Genomic DNA, 16,821 nt, shown 5'->3' with positions numbered 1-16,821 from the left:
CGCCGCACCGCCGCCCGCGTCGCCCGGCACGGGTTGCGTCCGTGCCGCGCCGCCGCCCCGCTACGCCGGCTCGGCGAGATCGCGCACGGGCAGCGCGGTCGAATACTTGATCTGCTCCATCGCGAACGACGAGCTGACGTCGAACAACGGCACCGCGCGAATCAGTTGCTTGTAGACGCGGTCGTAATCGTCGATGCCGGCCACCACGACGCGCAGCAGGTAGTCGGTCTCGCCGCTCATTCGATACACCTCGACCACTTCCGGCATGTCGCGCACCGCCTGCGTGAAACGCTGCGCCCATTCCTCGGTGTGCTGGTTCGTGCGGATCGCGACGAACACGGTGGTGCCGACCCCGAGCTTGCGCGGATCGCATAGCGCGACCTGTGCGCGAATCGCGCCGCTTTCCTTGAGCCGCTGCACGCGCTTCCAGCACGGCGTCTGCGACAGGTTCACGCGCTGCGCCAGTTCCGCGATCGGCAGTGTGGCATCCGCCTGCAGCAACTCCAGCAGCTTGCGATCGATGGCGTCCATTTCCCCAGTCCCTCGTCGATAGAAATTTATTCTATGCATCCTGCACAACGGGGAACAATATGAAAACCGCCTCGCCGCGTCGACCGGGATAAACACCGATCCGGCACGCCGCTCGCGCCAAACCGATCGGGCGACACCGCCCGTCAGGGTGGAATCGCCCGAAGTGGCCGCGCCGGGCGGCCCGCACGCCGCGACCGCCCCGGCACACGTACGCCGCCGGCCGGTGTGCCGCTCAATACGCGGCCGTCGCGATCTCGCGCACGAAGCTGCCCTGCTCGAGCGCGTCGACGAACGCGATCGCGTAGTCTTCCGCGGAGATCTTGCTGTTGCCCTGCGCATCCACGATCAGCTTGCCGACGCCGGTGCGGAACGTACCCGTGCGTTCGCCCGGCGCGATCAGCGCAGCCGGCGCGAAGAACGTCCAGTCGAGATCGCCGACCGTCTTCAGGTAGTCGAACGCGTCGCGATGCGCGAGCGCGACTGCCTTGTACGCTTCCGGGAAGCCCTCGCCGTCCACCAGCTGCTTGCCGGGCGCGACTTCGAGCGAACCGGCGCCGCCCACCACGACCAGGCGCTTCAGGCCCGCCTGGCGCACGCCGGCAACCAGCGCCTTCGCGGCCGCGACGATCTTCGCCGAGTCTTCCTGCTTCGGGCCGTACGCGCTTGCGACGACGTCATGGCCCGGCAGCGCGGCCGCGATGCTGGCCGCGTCGGACAGGTCGGCTGCCTGCACGGCGATGCCGTCGCCGGCCGCGCCGGGACGGCGCGACAACGCGGTCACGCGATGGCCGCGTCGCACGGCTTCCGCCGCGATGCGCGAGCCGATCGTGCCGGTGGCGCCGAACAGCGCGATATTCAAGGTACGTTGCGTCATGTCGATTCTCCAGAAAGAAAAAATGTAACTAAATTAATTACATATAAGATCGAAAAAAACGGGGCAAAGCCCCTGTTGCGCCGGCCGCCGCGCATGCGCGCCGCCCGGCTTCCTGCCCTGCCTGCCGCCACCGGCTATCCGCCGGCCTGCGTCGCGTGCTGCGTGCGCTGCTCGCAATCCAGCATGTCGGCCGTGACGTCCGCCAGCGTGCGCGTTGCGAGCGAGGCCTCCATTGCACGCTGCGCGTCGCCGATATAGCCGATCAGCGCGCCCTGGATATGCCGGCCGACCAGGCACGCGGGATTCGGCGCCTCGCGGTGCAGCGCGAACAGTTGCGCATCGTCGACCGCGCGATAGACGTCGAACAGCGTGATCTCGCCCGGCTCGCGCGCCAGCAGCGCACCGCCGCCCGCGCCCAGTTGCGACGTGGTCAGCCCGGCCCCCGCGAGCATCGACAACAGCCGGCGGATCAGCGCCGGATTCGTGTTCACGCTGCCCGCGATGATGTCGGACGACAGCGGCACCCCTTCCTGCATCGACAGCAAGGCGAGCACGTGGACGGCAAACGCGAACCGGCTGCTGGTATTCATTCCTGACTCACTCGTCGACGCCGGCCCATCCCGCGGCCGGCGACATGTGTAACTACTATAATTACATTTAGCGGATCATGCAAGTCCGCGCTACTCGCCGCTCGCGGGCTTGGCGCCCGCGGCGTTCTGCTGGCTCCACTGCTGGAGCTTCTTGCCGGCTTCCGCGATCTTCGCGCCGGCTTCGGAAGCCGCGTGCGCGACGACCGCGGAAGCCGTCGCGTCGATCTGCGCCTGCGCCGCCGACGCGAGGCCGCTCGCGGACAACGGCGGCACGGCCGACGCCGCGGACGCGATGCCGGCCTTCGCGGCGTTGAGCTGCTGGTTGACGGTGCTCGCCATCTGGTCGAGCGCCTTGGCCGCATGGTCCGCGGCATCGGCGGCCGCGCTGGCGGCCGTATCGGGTTGCGCCACCGGCGTGGCGGACTTCTCGCAGCCGGCGAGCAACAGCAACGCGCCGGCGGCCGCAGCGGCCAGCAGGGACCCGGGCACGCGACGCGCCCGCGACATCTTCATCTTCATCAACAATCTCCAGCCGTGCGTGACACGACCTCGTAGTTGTACCAGTGTCGATGATACCGCCTCTGAAACGGGCCCAATGTCGCCTGCACATTAAAAATACCTTCCAATTTCGGATTTGTCTGATTTAATCGCAGGTGCGATGACACTAAAGTGGGCATGCTTCAACCCGCTTCATACGTGTCCCTTTTTTCTCATGGCTTTCCTCATCGACTGGTTCATCGCCCTCGCCGCGCTGCTCGCCGCCACCCTGTTCCTGTGCCTGCGCCCGCCATCGGCGCGCCGCCTGGCCGAATCCGGGCGCCCGCGCCGCGTCGCATGCGCCCGCCTGCTCACGCAGGCCATAATCGGCTTCTGGACAGCCGCGCTGATCGTGGCGGAAGGCATCCTCGGCCCCGACGGCGACGGCCAGTCGCTTGCAGGCTTCGCCGCCCTCGCATTCGCCGCGCTGGGGCTGTCGACCGTCGCGGCCTATTGGTCGGCGTGCGCGCTGCGGCTGCGCCGGCCGCAGCCACTGTTCGCCCGCTACTGACGCGCCAGATCGGTGCGTGATGGCGCACCATCGCGCACCACGCCGCGGCGCCCGCGCCCGTTCACGCACCAGTTCCGTACCTGCCGCACCACGCGCGGGCACCCGGCACGGCGCCCGCCTCATGCCGGGAGCGCCCCGATCCCGTGCACGATTCACTGGAATGCCGCATCGCGCATTGCCTGAGCACCAATTTCACGCAGTCGTTCACCAGGTTGGCTCGATACTTGCGTTCCTTGCCCGTTTTTTGCGCAAGGAAGCCACGGCATGGATGGTCTGAAATCCGGCGTCGATACACTGTTCCTGTTGATCGGCGCCGTCATGGTGCTCGCGATGCACGCGGGCTTCGCATTCCTCGAGTTGGGCACGGTCCGCAAGAAGAACCAGGTCAACGCGCTCGTGAAGATCCTGGTCGACTTCTCCGTGTCGACGCTCGCGTACTTCTTCATCGGCTACACCATCGCGTACGGCGTCGAGTTCTTCGACGACATCGGCACGCTGTCGCAGCACAGCGGTTACGCGCTCGTGCGCTTCTTCTTCCTGCTGACCTTCGCCGCGGCGATTCCCGCGATCGTGTCCGGCGGTATCGCCGAGCGCGCGAAGTTCAACCCGCAGCTCGTCGCGACGCTGATCATCGTCGGCTTCATCTACCCGTTCTTCGAGGGAATCGCCTGGAACGAACGGTTCGGCGTGCAGGCCTGGCTCACGCATGCGTTCGGCGCGCCGTTCCACGATTTCGCGGGCTCCGTCGTCGTGCATGCGTTCGGCGGCTGGGTCGCGCTGCCGGCGGTGCTGCTGCTCGGGGCACGCCATGGCCGCTATGCGAAGGACGGCCGGATTGCCGCGCACCCGCCGTCGAACATCCCGTTCCTCGCGCTCGGTGCGTGGGTGCTCGCGGTCGGCTGGTTCGGCTTCAACGTGATGAGCGCGCAGACGCTCGACAAGATCAGCGGCCTCGTCGCCGTGAACTCGCTGATGGCGATGGTCGGCGGCACGCTCGCCGCGTGGATGGCCGGCCGCAACGATCCGGGCTTCACCTACAACGGGCCGCTCGCGGGCCTCGTCGCGGTGTGCGCGGGCTCCGACGTGATGCACCCGATCGGCGCGCTGGTCACCGGCGCGGCGGCCGGTGCGCTGTTCGTCGCGATGTTCACCTGCGTGCAGAACAGATGGCGCATCGACGACGTGCTCGGCGTGTGGCCGCTGCACGGCATGTGCGGCGCGCTCGGCGGCCTGGCGGCCGGCGTGTTCGGCCTGCCCGCGCTCGGCGGGCTCGGCGGCGTGTCGTTCATGTCGCAACTCGTCGGCACGCTCGGCGGCATCGTGATCGCGACCGCGGGCGGCACGCTCGTCTACGGCGCGCTGAAAGCGACCGTCGGACTGCGCCTCGACCGCGAAGCCGAATTCGACGGCGCGGACCTGTCGATCCATCGCATCTCGGCGACCCCCGAGCGCGATTGAGCACCTGACGAACATCCGACGCATCATTACGTTTTCAATTCAAAAAACTTTCATCCAGCGTCCTTACACTTCCGTCCAGTTTTCAATTTGCCTTCCCGAAGCTTGCTGTTCGCCTGCTTCGCGAAGGCCATTCTTCCAACAACTGAAACTGGACTCCACATGCCCGCGTTGCCCAATGCTTCCCGTCGTCAGGCCCTGAAGATCCTCGCCGGTGCGCCGATGCTTCCCCTTTCCGGTCTCGCGCTGCCGGCCCTGCTGACGGGTTGCGGCGGCGACGACAATCCGGCGTCGACGCCGGCCCCGGTGGCCGCCGCCTACACGTCGGCAGCGTTCTCGGCGATGGCCGCGCCCACGCTCGACAACGCGGCCGCCATGGCGACGACGACGGTCGGCTCGACGCTGTCGGTGTCCTTTTCGGATGGCTCGACGCGCAACTTCAAGCTGGCGTACCGGCCGTTCTTCGTGACGGGCGACCTGCTGCCGGACGGCAAGGGCGGCACGACGCTCGCGGGCGGCTACTACGACATCAACAACCAGCCGATCATCGACCGTTCGGTGCCCGGCAAGGAGCGCCAGTTCTATTCCGACTGCCCCGACGGCAGCTCGCTGCTCACGCTGAAGAACGCGAACGTGCCCGGCGTGAAGGGCAATACGGTGTTCGCGGTCGTGCAGTTCGAATACACGACGCGCGATCAGGCCAGCGCATCGCAGTACGGGCAGCTGCCTTCGCCGATCGCGGTGCTGACGCTCGATCAGGATCCGGCCAACGGCGCGCTGAAGGTCGTCAAGTATCACAACGTCGACACGTCGAAGGCGCACGGCCTGTGGATCACCTGCGGCGCGAGCCTTTCGCCGTGGGGCACGCATCTGTCGAGCGAGGAATACGAGCCGGACGCGACGAAGGTCGCTACCGACGCGCAGTTCAAGGCGTTCAGCAAGAACACGTTCGGCGACGAAACGAAGGCGAACCCCTACCACTACGGCCACCTGCCCGAGATCACCGTGAATCCGGACGGCACGGGCACCGTGAAGAAGCACTACTGCCTCGGCCGCATCTCGCACGAGCTGATCCAGGTGATGCCGGACCAGCGCACCGTGATGATGGGTGACGACGCCACCAACGGCGGCCTGTTCATGTTCGTCGCCGACAAGGCGGCCGACCTGTCGGCCGGCACGCTGTACGTCGCGAAGTGGGCGCAGACGTCGTCCGCCGGCGCAGGCACCGCGACGCTGACGTGGATCCGGATCGGCCACGCGACGAGCGGCGAAATCGAAACGCTCGCGAACACGCTGAAGGCGTCGGACATCATGGACCTGACGACCACCGACCCGAACGATCCGGGCTTTACGAAGATCCACTTCGGCGGCAAGTTCAACTGGATGCGCGTGAAGCCGGGGATGGAAAAGGCCGCCGCGTTCCTCGAGACACACCGCTACGCGGCGCTGCTCGGCGGCAGCATGGGCTTCACGAAGCTCGAAGGCACGACCGTGAACGCGAAGGACAAGATCGTCTACACCGCGATGTCGCGAATCGAGACGTCGATGGTCAAGGGCAACGCCGTATCGCGCGACGTCGCGGTCGACAAGAAGATCGCGGCGGGCGCCGTCTACGCGCTGAACCTGAAGGGCAGCCAGCGCGACACGACGGGCGGCGCGATCGACAGCGAGTGGGTGCCGGTCGACATGGGCGCGCCTGCCGCGCTCGTCGGCGAGGATCTCGCCGCGGCCGACGGGCTCGGCAACCTCGCGAACCCGGACAAGATCGCGAACCCCGACAACCTGAAGTACTCCGAAAAGCTGCGCACGCTCTTCATCGGCGAAGACTCGGGCATGCACGTGAACAACTTCCTGTGGGCCTACAACGTCGACACGAAGTCGCTCGTGCGCGTGCTGTCGTGTCCGGCCGGCGCGGAATCGACCGGCCTGCACGCGGTCGACGAGATCAACGGCTGGACCTACATCATGAGCAACTTCCAGCATGCGGGCGACTGGGAGTCGCCGCTGCACGACAAGGTCAAGCCGACGCTCGATCCGCTCGTGCGCGCGAACTTCAAGGACCGCTTCGGCGCGAGCGTCGGCTACCTGACCGCCGAGCAGACCGGCATCAAGCTCGTGAAGGCCTGACCGGATCGCGCGAGGAGGCCCGCCTCCGCTGGCCGGCCGGACCTCGCCGGCCGCCACTTTCTTCATCACCGTTCATTCGTCGGCGCTCCACGCCGTTTCATGCGCGATGCCCAGTGCGGGTGTCGCGCTTTTTTTTGCGCGCGCGAATCGCACGAACCGTACATGCCGGCATGCGCCGCGCGGGTTCGAACGGGTGTTTGCAACGATCGGAGGATAATGCGGGTCTGACGCGTCCGGGCGGATGCGCGGTAAAACAGGCAAAAAAAAGCGCCACGGAGACCGTGGCGCTAAAAAAGTTCTAGCCATTCCGAGGGCCGTGCTAGAACCTGAGAGACTGCGCGAAACACCGTTGCCGGTTAAACTCCTGAAACGATGTTTCGAAAACGTGAGACATTCTTTCCGTTTCCGCCCGACAAGTCAAGCGGTATTTGCACCGGTTCACGCACTTTTCAGCAACGCTCATTTGAGCGTTTTCCTAATAAACCAAGGGTGAACCCGTAAAATATCATCCAGTGACCGGTTCGCCCGCGGAACATGCATCTTTTGACAATAGTCCTACAATACCAACAAAATTGAAATCGAGTTTCGGAAATAGAGAGAATCCCTCGTGTCCACAACTGTAACCCCTTCCGCGTCCCGGGACCGTGAATCGTCGCCCGACGAGATCACGGCACTCGCCCGCGGCCTCGCCGTGCTGCGCCGCATCGCGGCCGCCGATGCGCCCGTCAGCAATCGTGAGCTGGCCGAATTGACCGGCATCCCGAAGCCGACCGTCTCGCGCATCACCGCGACGCTCGTCAGCGCCGGCTTCCTGTTCCAGTTGCCCGACAGCGAGCGCTTCGTGCTCACCGCCTCGGTGCTCGAACTGAGCCATGGTTTCCTGCGCAACTTCGACATCCGCGCGCGTTCGCGGCCGTTCATGATCGAGCTGGCCGAGCGTACGTCGCTGTCCGTGCACCTCGCGGTGCGCGACCGGCTCGACATGGTCGCGATCGACGTGATCCGGCCGCGCTCGGCCGTGCTCGTCACGCGCCTCGAGATCGGCTCGCGGATGGACATCGCGCGCACCGCGGTGGGCCGAGCCTATCTCGCCGCGCTCGAGGACGACGAGCGCCGCCTGCTGATCGACTCGCTGCGCACCACGGCCGGCGACGACTGGCCGCACGTGTCCGCGCGGCTGAACCCCGCGCTGGACGACGCGATGCGCGACGGCCACGCGATCGCGATCGGCGAATGGCGCGAAGGCCTGAATGCCGTCGCGGCCGGCTTCGTCGGCCCGTCGGGGCAGCGCTATTCGGTGAATTGCGGCGGCGCGTCGCATCAGTGCCCGCCCGACTGGCTGCGGGAACACGTGGTGCCCGCCCTGCACGAATGCATCGCGAAAATCACCCGCGAGATCGGCGGGGCGCCGGCCCGGCGCGTCCGCGTGTAATCGTTTCGTCATCATCCTGTCGTGTTCTGTAACGACCGTAACCCAGTGAAAGATAGACCACTGGACTCTAACGGGGACGGGACGTAGCATCATGCCCATCGTCGCGCCGCATTCGCGGCGCGCACCGCTCTTTTCCCGCGCGCGCCGGCGGGGCCCCGGACCGAGCCGGGCCGCCCCTACCGGCACCGCCCGCTCCCGCGCAGCCCAGCAGTCCGATTCCCGGCACGCCGCGCCGTCTTCCTGACAGAACACGATGGATAACGAACAAAAGCCCACGCTTCCCTCGAAAGATCCCGCGCCCCACGCACGGCCACCGCGCCGTAAGCTGATGATCGGGGCGCTCGCGGTCGTCGTCATCGGCGGCCTGCTGTGGTGGCACCCGTGGAGCCGCACGCCGGCTGCCGGCAGCGCCGCGAGCGGCGCGGGCGCGAGTTCCGGCGGCAACGGCGGCGGCCATCGCGGCCGCGGCGGCCCCGCTGCCATGGCGAACATTCCGCAGCCGGTGCAGGTCGCGACCGCGACGCAGGGCGAGATGCCGATCGTGCTGTCCGCACTCGGCACCGTCACGCCGCTCGCGAACGTGACGGTCAAGACCCAGCTGTCGGGCTACCTGCAGTCGGTCGCGTTCCAGGAAGGCCAGATCGTCAAGAAAGGCGACTTGCTCGCGCAGATCGACCCGCGCCCGTACCAGGTGGCCCTCGAGAACGCCGACGGCACGTACGCGCGCGACGCCGCGTTGCTCGCGACCGCCCGCCTCGACCTGAAGCGCTACCAGACGCTGCTGTCGCAGGACTCGATCGCGTCGCAGACGGTCGATACGCAGGCGTCGCTCGTCAAGCAATACGAAGGCGCGGTCAAGACCGACCAGGCCGCGATCGATTCCGCGAAACTGAACCTCACGTATGCACGCATCACGGCGCCGGTATCCGGCCGCGTCGGCCTGCGCCAGGTCGACCCCGGCAACTACGTGACGCCGGGCGATACCAACGGCATCGTCGTGATCACGCAGTTGCAGCCGATGAGCGTGATCTTCACGACGTCGGAAGACAACCTGCCGCAGATCCTCAAGCAGGTGAACGCCGGCCAGACGCTGTCGGTCACCGCGTACAACCGCAACAACACGGTGCCGCTCGAGACGGGCTCGCTCGCGACGCTCGACAACCAGATCGACACGAGCACCGGCACGGTCAAGCTGCGCGCGAACTTCGACAACAAGGCCGGCATGCTGTTTCCGAATCAGTTCGTGAACACCCGGCTGCTGGTCGACGTGATGCGCAACGCGACGATCGTGCCGACCTCGGCCGTGCTGAGCGGCTCGATCGGCCAGTTCGTCTACGTCGTGAACGCCGACAACACGGTGACGGTGCGCAAGGTCACGCCCGGCCCGGTCGACGGCGAGCGCACGAGCATCGTCAGCGGCCTCGCGATCGGCGAGCGCGTGGTGACCGACGGCTCCGACCGGCTGCGCGAAGGCGCGAAGATCGCGATCCCGGCGGACCGGCCGAAAGGCGCGTCGGGCGCGCATGCGGCCTCGGGCGCCGGCGGCCATCACGGACACCGGCACGGCGCGTCGCAGGCAGCGGCCCAATAACGCGCGGGCCGCCCGATGAATCCCTCCCGTATCTTCATTCTCCGGCCGGTCGGCACCGCGCTCCTGATGGCGGCGATCATGCTGGCCGGTCTGGTCGCGCTGCGCTTCCTTCCGCTCGCCGCGCTGCCGGAAGTCGACTATCCGACGATCCAGGTCCAGACCTTCTACCCGGGCGCGAGCCCGGAAGTGATGACCTCGTCGGTCACCGCGCCGCTCGAACGGCAGTTCGGGCAGATGCCGTCGCTGAACCAGATGTCGTCGCAAAGCTCGGCCGGCTCGTCCGTGATCACGCTGCAGTTCTCGCTCGACCTGCCGCTCGACATCGCCGAACAGGAAGTGCAGGCCGCGATCAACGCGGCCGGCAACCTGCTGCCGTCCGACCTCCCTGCCCCGCCGATCTACGCGAAGGTCAACCCGGCCGACGCGCCGGTGCTGACCCTCGCCGTCACGTCGAAGACGCTGCCGCTCACGCAGGTGCAGGACCTGGCCGACACGCGCCTCGCCATGAAGATTTCGCAGATCGCGGGCGTCGGCCTCGTCAGCCTGTCGGGCGGCAACCGCCCGGCCGTGCGCATCCAGGCGAACCCGACCGCGCTCGCGCAGTACGGGATGAACCTCGACGACCTGCGCACGACGATCTCGAACCTGAACGTGAACACGCCGAAGGGCAACTTCGACGGCCCGTCGCGCGCGTACACGATCAACGCGAACGACCAGCTCACGAGCGCCGACCAGTACAACAGCGCCGTCGTCGCCTACAAGAACGGCCGCCCGGTGATACTCACCGACGTCGCCACCGTCGTCGCCGGCTCGGAAAACACCAAGCTCGGCGCATGGGTGAATTCGGAACCCGCGATCATCCTGAACGTGCAGCGCCAGCCGGGCGCGAACGTGATCCAGACGGTGGACGCGATCAAGGCGCAACTGCCGAAGCTGCAGGAAACGCTGCCGGCCGCGCTCGACGTGCAGATCGTCACCGACCGCACGACGATGATCCGCGCCGCGGTGCGCGACGTGCAGTTCGAGCTGCTGCTCGCGGTCGCGCTCGTCGTGCTCGTGATGTACCTGTTCCTCGCGAACATCTATGCGACGATCATCCCGAGCCTGTCCGTACCGCTGTCGCTGATCGGCACGCTCGCGGTGATGTACCTGGCCGGCTTCTCGCTGAACAACCTGTCGCTGATGGCGCTCACCATCGCGACCGGCTTCGTCGTCGACGACGCGATCGTGATGATCGAGAACATCGCGCGCTACGTCGAGGAAGGCGAGTCGGGGCTCGAGGCCGCGCTGAAGGGCTCGAGGCAGATCGGCTTCACGATCATCTCGCTGACGGTGTCGCTGATCGCGGTGCTGATCCCGCTGCTGTTCATGGGCGACGTGGTCGGGCGCCTCTTCCATGAATTCGCGATCACGCTCGCGGTGACGATCGTGATCTCGGCCATCGTGTCGCTCACGCTCGTGCCGATGATGTGCGCGAAGCTGCTGCGCCATTCGCCGCCGCCCGAGAGCCATCGCTTCGAGGCGCGCGTGCACCGGGCGATCGACTGGGTGATCGCGCGCTACGCGGTCGCGCTCGAATGGGTGCTGAACCGCCAGCGCTCGACGCTCGTCGTCGCGCTGCTGACGCTCGCGCTGACCGCCCTGCTCTACGTCTACGTGCCGAAGGGCTTCTTCCCCGCGCAGGATACCGGCGTGATCCAGGCGATCACGCAGGCGCCGCAGTCCATCTCGTACGGCGCGATGGCCGAACGCCAGCAGGCGCTCGCAACCGAGATCCTGAAGGATCCGAACGTCGACAGCCTGACGTCGTTCATCGGCGTGGACGGCAGCAACATCACGCTGAACAGCGGCCGGATGCTGATCAACCTGAAGGCGCGCGACGACCGCTCCGAAACGGCCGCGCAGATCATCCGCGACCTGCAGCACCGCGTGCGCGACGTGACCGGCATCTCGCTGTTCATGCAGTCGGTGCAGGATCTGACAATCGACTCGACCGTCAGCCCGACGCAGTACCAGTTCATGCTGACGAGCCCGAACCCGGACGAATTCGCGACCTGGGTGCCGAAGCTCGTCACCCGGCTGCAGCAGGAGCCGTCGCTCGCCGACGTCGCGACCGACCTGCAGAGCAACGGCCAGTCGGTCTACATCGAGATCGACCGCGCAAGCGCCGCGCGCTTCGGCATCACGCCGGCGACCGTCGACAACGCGCTGTACGACGCGTTCGGCCAGCGCATCGTGTCGACGATCTTCACGCAGTCGAACCAGTACCGCGTGATCCTCGAGTCCGAGCCGAAGGAGCAGCACTACGCGCAATCGCTGAACGACATCTACCTGCCGTCGGCGGGCGGCGGCCAGGTGCCGCTGTCGTCGATCGCGTCGTTCCACGAGCGGCCGTCGCCGCTGCTGGTCGCGCACCTGTCGCAGTTCCCGTCGACCACCGTGTCGTTCAACCTCGCCCCGGGCGCGTCGCTCGGCGAGGCCGTCAAGGCGATCGAGGCCGCCGAGAAGGACATCGGCCTGCCCGCGTCGTTCCAGACGCGCTTCCAGGGCGCGGCGCTCGCGTTCCAGGCGTCGCTGTCGAACCAGCTGTTCCTGATCCTCGCCGCGATCGTCACGATGTACATCGTGCTCGGCGTGCTGTACGAGAGCTACATCCACCCGATCACGATCCTGTCGACGCTGCCGTCGGCCGGCGTCGGCGCGCTGCTCGCGCTGATGATCACCGGGCACGATCTCGACATCATCGGGATCATCGGCATCGTGCTGCTGATCGGCATCGTGAAGAAGAACGCGATCATGATGATCGACTTCGCGCTCGAGGCCGAGCGCGTCGAAGGCAAGCCGCCGCGCGAGGCGATCTACCAGGCGTGCCTGCTGCGCTTCCGGCCGATCCTGATGACGACGCTCGCCGCGCTGCTCGGCGCGGTGCCGCTGATCGTCGGCTCCGGCGCCGGTTCCGAGCTGCGCCAGCCGCTCGGGATCGCGATCGCCGGCGGCCTGATCGTGTCGCAGGTGCTGACGCTGTTCACGACACCCGTGATCTACCTCGGCTTCGACTCGCTCGCGCGCCGCGTGCGCGGCTGGTTCGAACGCCACGGCCCCCACGCCGGCACGCGCACGGATGCGTAAATGAAACGACTCCCACGCTCACTTCGTTCGCTGCCCCCCAAGGGGGCGGTCGGCACCCTTGGGGCGGCCCAGCGAGTGCCGACATGAACCTGTCGCGCCCCTTCATCACCCGCCCCGTCGCGACGACGCTGCTCGCGATCGGCGTCGCGCTCGCGGGCCTGTTCGCATTCGTCAAGCTGCCGGTGTCGCCGCTGCCGCAGGTCGACTTCCCGACGATCTCGGTGCAGGCGTCGCTGCCGGGCGCAAGCCCGGAAACCGTCGCGACCAGCGTGACGAGCCCGCTCGAGCGGCACCTGGGCTCGATCGCCGACGTGACCGAAATGACGTCGACGAGTACGGTCGGCAATTCGCGGATCACCCTGCAGTTCGGCCTGAACCGCGACATCGACGGCGCCGCGCGCGACGTGCAGGCCGCGATCAACGCGGCGCGCGCCGACCTGCCCGCCGCGCTGAAGAGCAACCCGACCTACCGCAAGGTCAACCCGGCCGATTCGCCGATCATGATCGTGTCGCTGACGTCGGAAACCACGTCGGCCGCGAAGCTGTACGACGCCGCGTCGACGGTGCTGCAGCAGTCGCTGTCGCAGATCGACGGGGTCGGCCAGGTGTCGGTGAGCGGCTCCGCGAACCCGGCCGTGCGGGTCGAGCTGGAGCCGCAGGCGCTGTTCCACTACGGGATCGGCCTGGAGGACGTGCGCGCGGCGCTCGCCTCCGCGAACGCCAACGCGCCGAAGGGCGCGATCGAGTTCGGCCCGCAGCACTACCAGCTCTACACGAACGACCAGGCGTCCGAGGCGTCGCAATACCGCGACCTGGTCGTCGCGTACCGCAACGGCGCGGCCGTCCGGCTGTCCGACCTGTCCGACGTCGTCGATTCGGTCGAGGACCTGCGCAACCTCGGCCTGTCGAACGGCAAGCGCGCGGTGCTCGTGATCCTCTACCGCTCGCCCGGCGCGAACATCATCGACACGATCGACCGCGTGCGCGACGCGCTGCCGCAGCTCACCGCGTCGCTGCCGGCCGACATCACCGTCACGCCCGTGCTCGACCGCTCGACCACCATTCGCGCGTCGCTGAAGGACACCGAGCACACGCTGCTGATCGCGGTCAGCCTGGTCGTGATGGTCGTGTTCCTGTTCCTGCGCAACTGGCGCGCGACGCTGATCCCGAGCGTCGCGGTGCCGATCTCGATCATCGGCACGTTCGGCGCGATGTACCTGCTCGGCTTCTCGATCGACAACCTGTCGCTGATGGCGCTGATCGTCGCGACCGGCTTCGTCGTCGACGATGCGATCGTCGTGCTCGAGAACATCTCGCGGCACATCGAGAACGGCAAGACCCGCATGCAGGCCGCGTTCGACGGCGCGCGCGAGGTCGGCTTCACGGTGCTGTCGATGAGCATCTCGCTCGTCGCGGTGTTCCTGCCGATCCTGCTGATGGGCGGCATCGTCGGGCGCCTGTTCCGCGAGTTCGCGCTGACGCTGTCGCTGGCGATCGCCGTGTCGCTCGCGGTGTCGCTCACCGTCACGCCGATGATGTGCGCGCGCCTGCTGCCCGAGTCGCACACGCCGCAGAGCGAAGGGCGCTTCGCGCGATTCCTGGAACGCTGTTTCAGCCGCATGCAGCGCGGTTACGAGCGCTCGCTGTCGTGGGCGCTGCGCCGGCCGCTGCTGATCATGCTGACCCTGGTCGCGACGGTCGGGCTGAACGTCTACCTGTACATCGTCGTGCCGAAGGGCTTCTTCCCGCAGCAGGACACCGGGCTGATGATCGGCGGCATCCAGGCCGACCAGGCGACGTCGTTCCAGTCGATGAAGCTGAAGTTCTCCGAGATGATGCGGATCGTGCAGCACAACCCGAACGTGAAGAGCGTCGCGGGCTTCACCGGCGGCACGCAAACCAACTCGGGCTTCATGTTCGTCACGCTGAAGGATCGTTCCGAGCGCAAGCTGTCGGCCGACCAGGTGATCCAGCAACTGCGCGCGCCGCTGTCGGACGTCGCGGGCGCCCGCACGTTCCTGCAGGCTGCACAGGACATCCGCGTCGGCGGCCGGCAGAGCAACGCGCAGTACCAGTTCACGCTGCTCGGCGATTCGAGCACCGAGCTGTACAAGTGGGGGCCGATCCTGACCGAGGCGCTGCAGAAGCGCCCCGAGCTGACCGACGTGAACTCCGACCAGCAGCAAGGCGGCCTCGAGTCGATGGTCACGATCGACCGCGCGACGGCCGCGCGCTTCGGCATCACGCCGTCGCAGATCGACAACACGCTGTACGACGCGTTCGGCCAGCGCCAGGTCTCGACGATCTACAACCCGCTGAACCAGTACCACGTCGTGATGGAAGTCGCGCCGAAATACTGGCAGCACCCGGAAATGCTGAACCAGGTGTGGATCAGCACGACGGGCGGCAGCGCGAACGGTTCGCAGACCACCAACGCGGCCGCCGGCACCTACGTCGCGACGTCGGCCGGCACGTCGAGCGCCGGCACGGCCGCGCAAAGCGCTGCGGCGATCGCGTCCGATTCCGCGCGCAACCAGGCGCTCAACTCGATCGCGTCGAGCGGCAAGTCGAGCGCGTCGTCGGGCGCGTCCGTGTCGACCTCGCAGTCGACGATGATCCCGCTGTCGGCCATCGCGACGTTCGGGCCGAGCACGACGCCGCTGTCGGTCAACCACCAGGGGCTGTTCGTCGCGACGACGATCTCGTTCAACCTGCCGCCGGGCGTGTCGCTGTCGCAGGCCACGCAGGTGATTTACCAGACGATGGGCGAGATCGGCGTCCCGCCGACGATCGTCGGCAGCTTCCAGGGCACCGCGCAGGCGTTCCAGCAGTCGATGAACGACCAGCCGATCCTGATCCTCGCCGCGCTGCTGGCCGTCTATATCGTGCTCGGGATCCTGTACGAGAGCTATATCCACCCGATCACGATCCTGTCGACGCTGCCGTCGGCCGGCGTCGGCGCCCTGCTCGCGCTGCTGCTGTTCAAGACCGAATTCAGCATCATCGCGCTGATCGGCGTGATCCTGCTGATCGGCATCGTGAAGAAGAACGCGATCATGATGGTGGACTTCGCGATCGACCAGACGCGCAACAACGGGAAGTCGTCGTTCGACGCGATCCACGAGGCGTGCCTGCTGCGCTTCCGCCCGATCATGATGACGACGATGGCGGCGCTGCTCGGCGCGCTGCCGCTCGCGTTCGGCAACGGCGACGGCGCCGAGCTGCGCGCGCCGCTCGGGATCGCGATCGCCGGCGGCCTGATCGTGTCGCAAGTGCTGACGCTCTATACGACGCCGGTCGTCTACCTGTACATGGACCGTTTCCGCGTATGGGCCGAGAAGCGGCGCAACCGCCGCGGCAATACCGGCGGGCCGGCCATCGCCGGCGAGTAATCGAAGCGGCCGCCCGTCCGGCGGCCGCTTGTCGCGCTTGTCAGGCTTGTCCCGCTTGAACCGCGGCCGCTATCGGCTATCGTGTGTGCATGCCCATCGCGGTGCCCTTCACGGGGCCACACCATGAACGTCCAGCTCAACCATACGATCGTCTGGTGCCGCGACAAGCACGCGTCGAGCCGCTTCCTCACCGAGCTTCTGGAGTTGCCGCCGCCGACGCCGTTCGGCGCGATGCTGGTCGTCCCGCTCGACAACGGCGTGTCGCTCGATTTTTACGAACAAACGGGGAAGATCGACGCGCAGCACTACGCGTTCCTGATCGACGAGGCCGGCTTCGATCGCGTGCTCGCCCGCATTCGCGAGCGCGGGCTGGCGCACTGGGCCGATCCGGCCAGGCGGCAAGCCGGCGACATCTACCGTCACAACGGTGGCCGCGGCGTGTATTTCGACGATCCGGACGGCCACTTCCTCGAAGTAATGACGCGGCCGTATGCGATGAACGGCTGATATGACTCCCGCTGTCAATTGGGATCGGTTTTCAGTTCTCTCTGAGAGGTTCCATTCGAATTTCCTGAGGGCGGCGTAGCAGTACGTCTCGACGGTGGATCACGCTGATATCCGCGGATTGGCTACCGCATTACAGAGGTCCGCC

12 protein-coding genes are annotated in these 16,821 nt (G+C 67.1%); 8 read left to right on the top strand and 4 right to left on the bottom strand.

What is annotated here, in order from left to right; all coding sequences use genetic code 11:
• Positions 1 to 60: 60 nt before the first annotated feature.
• The 4 genes from GQ57_RS10650 to GQ57_RS10635 all read right to left on the bottom strand — a co-directional run bounded on the left by GQ57_RS10650 (position 61) and on the right by GQ57_RS10635 (position 2,514).
• The gene (locus tag GQ57_RS10650; RefSeq protein WP_031401849.1) at positions 61 to 531 is read right to left on the bottom strand and encodes an Lrp/AsnC family transcriptional regulator; all 471 of its coding nucleotides are present in this window, start codon (positions 529 to 531) and stop codon (positions 61 to 63) included.
• 232 nt (positions 532 to 763) lie between these two features.
• Positions 764 to 1,405 carry an NAD(P)-dependent oxidoreductase gene (locus tag GQ57_RS10645; protein WP_034197846.1) on the bottom strand — a complete coding sequence of 214 codons (642 nt, stop codon included), beginning with the start codon at positions 1,403 to 1,405 and terminating at the stop codon, positions 764 to 766.
• A gap of 134 nt (positions 1,406 to 1,539) precedes the next feature.
• Complete coding sequence (locus GQ57_RS10640; protein WP_034197845.1) at positions 1,540 to 1,995, bottom strand: Rrf2 family transcriptional regulator; 456 nt, start codon at positions 1,993 to 1,995, stop codon at positions 1,540 to 1,542.
• A 90-nt stretch (positions 1,996 to 2,085) separates the two neighbouring features.
• Positions 2,086 to 2,514 (bottom strand): hypothetical protein, encoded by a 429-nt coding sequence (locus GQ57_RS10635; protein ID WP_031401846.1) that lies wholly within the window; start codon positions 2,512 to 2,514, stop codon positions 2,086 to 2,088.
• A 193-nt stretch (positions 2,515 to 2,707) separates the two neighbouring features.
• Here GQ57_RS10635 and GQ57_RS10630 point away from each other — a divergent pair, with 193 nt between their 5' ends.
• The 8 genes from GQ57_RS10630 (at position 2,708) to GQ57_RS10595 (ending at position 16,676) form a co-directional block, all read left to right on the top strand.
• Complete coding sequence (locus tag GQ57_RS10630; RefSeq protein WP_031401845.1) at positions 2,708 to 3,043, top strand: hypothetical protein; 336 nt, start codon at positions 2,708 to 2,710, stop codon at positions 3,041 to 3,043.
• 264 nt (positions 3,044 to 3,307) lie between these two features.
• On the top strand, positions 3,308 to 4,501 hold the full coding sequence (locus GQ57_RS10625) for an ammonium transporter (RefSeq protein WP_031401844.1): 1,194 nt from the start codon (positions 3,308 to 3,310) through the stop codon (positions 4,499 to 4,501).
• 159 nt (positions 4,502 to 4,660) lie between these two features.
• Positions 4,661 to 6,625, top strand: a complete 1,965-nt coding sequence (locus GQ57_RS10620) for a PhoX family protein (protein ID WP_031401843.1) — start codon at positions 4,661 to 4,663, stop codon at positions 6,623 to 6,625.
• Between the two features lie 607 nt (positions 6,626 to 7,232).
• The gene (locus tag GQ57_RS10615) at positions 7,233 to 8,057 is read left to right on the top strand and encodes an IclR family transcriptional regulator (RefSeq protein ID WP_031401842.1); all 825 of its coding nucleotides are present in this window, start codon (positions 7,233 to 7,235) and stop codon (positions 8,055 to 8,057) included.
• Between the two features lie 253 nt (positions 8,058 to 8,310).
• Positions 8,311 to 9,648 (top strand): MdtA/MuxA family multidrug efflux RND transporter periplasmic adaptor subunit, encoded by a 1,338-nt coding sequence (locus GQ57_RS10610; protein ID WP_031401841.1) that lies wholly within the window; start codon positions 8,311 to 8,313, stop codon positions 9,646 to 9,648.
• Between the two features lie 15 nt (positions 9,649 to 9,663).
• Positions 9,664 to 12,777 (top strand): MdtB/MuxB family multidrug efflux RND transporter permease subunit, encoded by a 3,114-nt coding sequence (locus tag GQ57_RS10605; RefSeq protein ID WP_034197844.1) that lies wholly within the window; start codon positions 9,664 to 9,666, stop codon positions 12,775 to 12,777.
• Positions 12,778 to 12,860: 83 nt separating this feature from the next.
• Entirely contained in the window at positions 12,861 to 16,169 is a 3,309-nt protein-coding gene (locus GQ57_RS10600; RefSeq protein WP_034197843.1) for an efflux RND transporter permease subunit, read from the top strand.
• A 123-nt stretch (positions 16,170 to 16,292) separates the two neighbouring features.
• Entirely contained in the window at positions 16,293 to 16,676 is a 384-nt protein-coding gene (locus GQ57_RS10595; protein ID WP_034197842.1) for a VOC family protein, read from the top strand.
• The last annotated feature ends 145 nt before the right edge of the window (positions 16,677 to 16,821 follow it).

Origin of the sequence: Burkholderia sp. MSh2, from assembly GCF_000731655.1 — a bacterium.
GTDB lineage: Bacteria > Pseudomonadota > Gammaproteobacteria > Burkholderiales > Burkholderiaceae > Burkholderia > Burkholderia paludis.
Note: the sequence above shows the minus strand (reverse complement) of the source record. Positions and strands in the feature narration are given on the sequence as shown.

Coding starts and splice junctions, on each gene's coding strand:
- GQ57_RS10650 (WP_031401849.1), bottom strand. CDS start 531: ATGGACGCCATCGATCGCAAGCTGCTGGAGTTGCTGCAGGCGGATGCC.
- GQ57_RS10645 (WP_034197846.1), bottom strand. CDS start 1,405: ATGACGCAACGTACCTTGAATATCGCGCTGTTCGGCGCCACCGGCACG.
- GQ57_RS10640 (WP_034197845.1), bottom strand. CDS start 1,995: ATGAATACCAGCAGCCGGTTCGCGTTTGCCGTCCACGTGCTCGCCTTG.
- GQ57_RS10635 (WP_031401846.1), bottom strand. CDS start 2,514: ATGAAGATGAAGATGTCGCGGGCGCGTCGCGTGCCCGGGTCCCTGCTG.
- GQ57_RS10630 (WP_031401845.1), top strand. CDS start 2,708: ATGGCTTTCCTCATCGACTGGTTCATCGCCCTCGCCGCGCTGCTCGCC.
- GQ57_RS10625 (WP_031401844.1), top strand. CDS start 3,308: ATGGATGGTCTGAAATCCGGCGTCGATACACTGTTCCTGTTGATCGGC.
- GQ57_RS10620 (WP_031401843.1), top strand. CDS start 4,661: ATGCCCGCGTTGCCCAATGCTTCCCGTCGTCAGGCCCTGAAGATCCTC.
- GQ57_RS10610 (WP_031401841.1), top strand. CDS start 8,311: ATGGATAACGAACAAAAGCCCACGCTTCCCTCGAAAGATCCCGCGCCC.
- GQ57_RS10605 (WP_034197844.1), top strand. CDS start 9,664: ATGAATCCCTCCCGTATCTTCATTCTCCGGCCGGTCGGCACCGCGCTC.
- GQ57_RS10600 (WP_034197843.1), top strand. CDS start 12,861: ATGAACCTGTCGCGCCCCTTCATCACCCGCCCCGTCGCGACGACGCTG.
- GQ57_RS10595 (WP_034197842.1), top strand. CDS start 16,293: ATGAACGTCCAGCTCAACCATACGATCGTCTGGTGCCGCGACAAGCAC.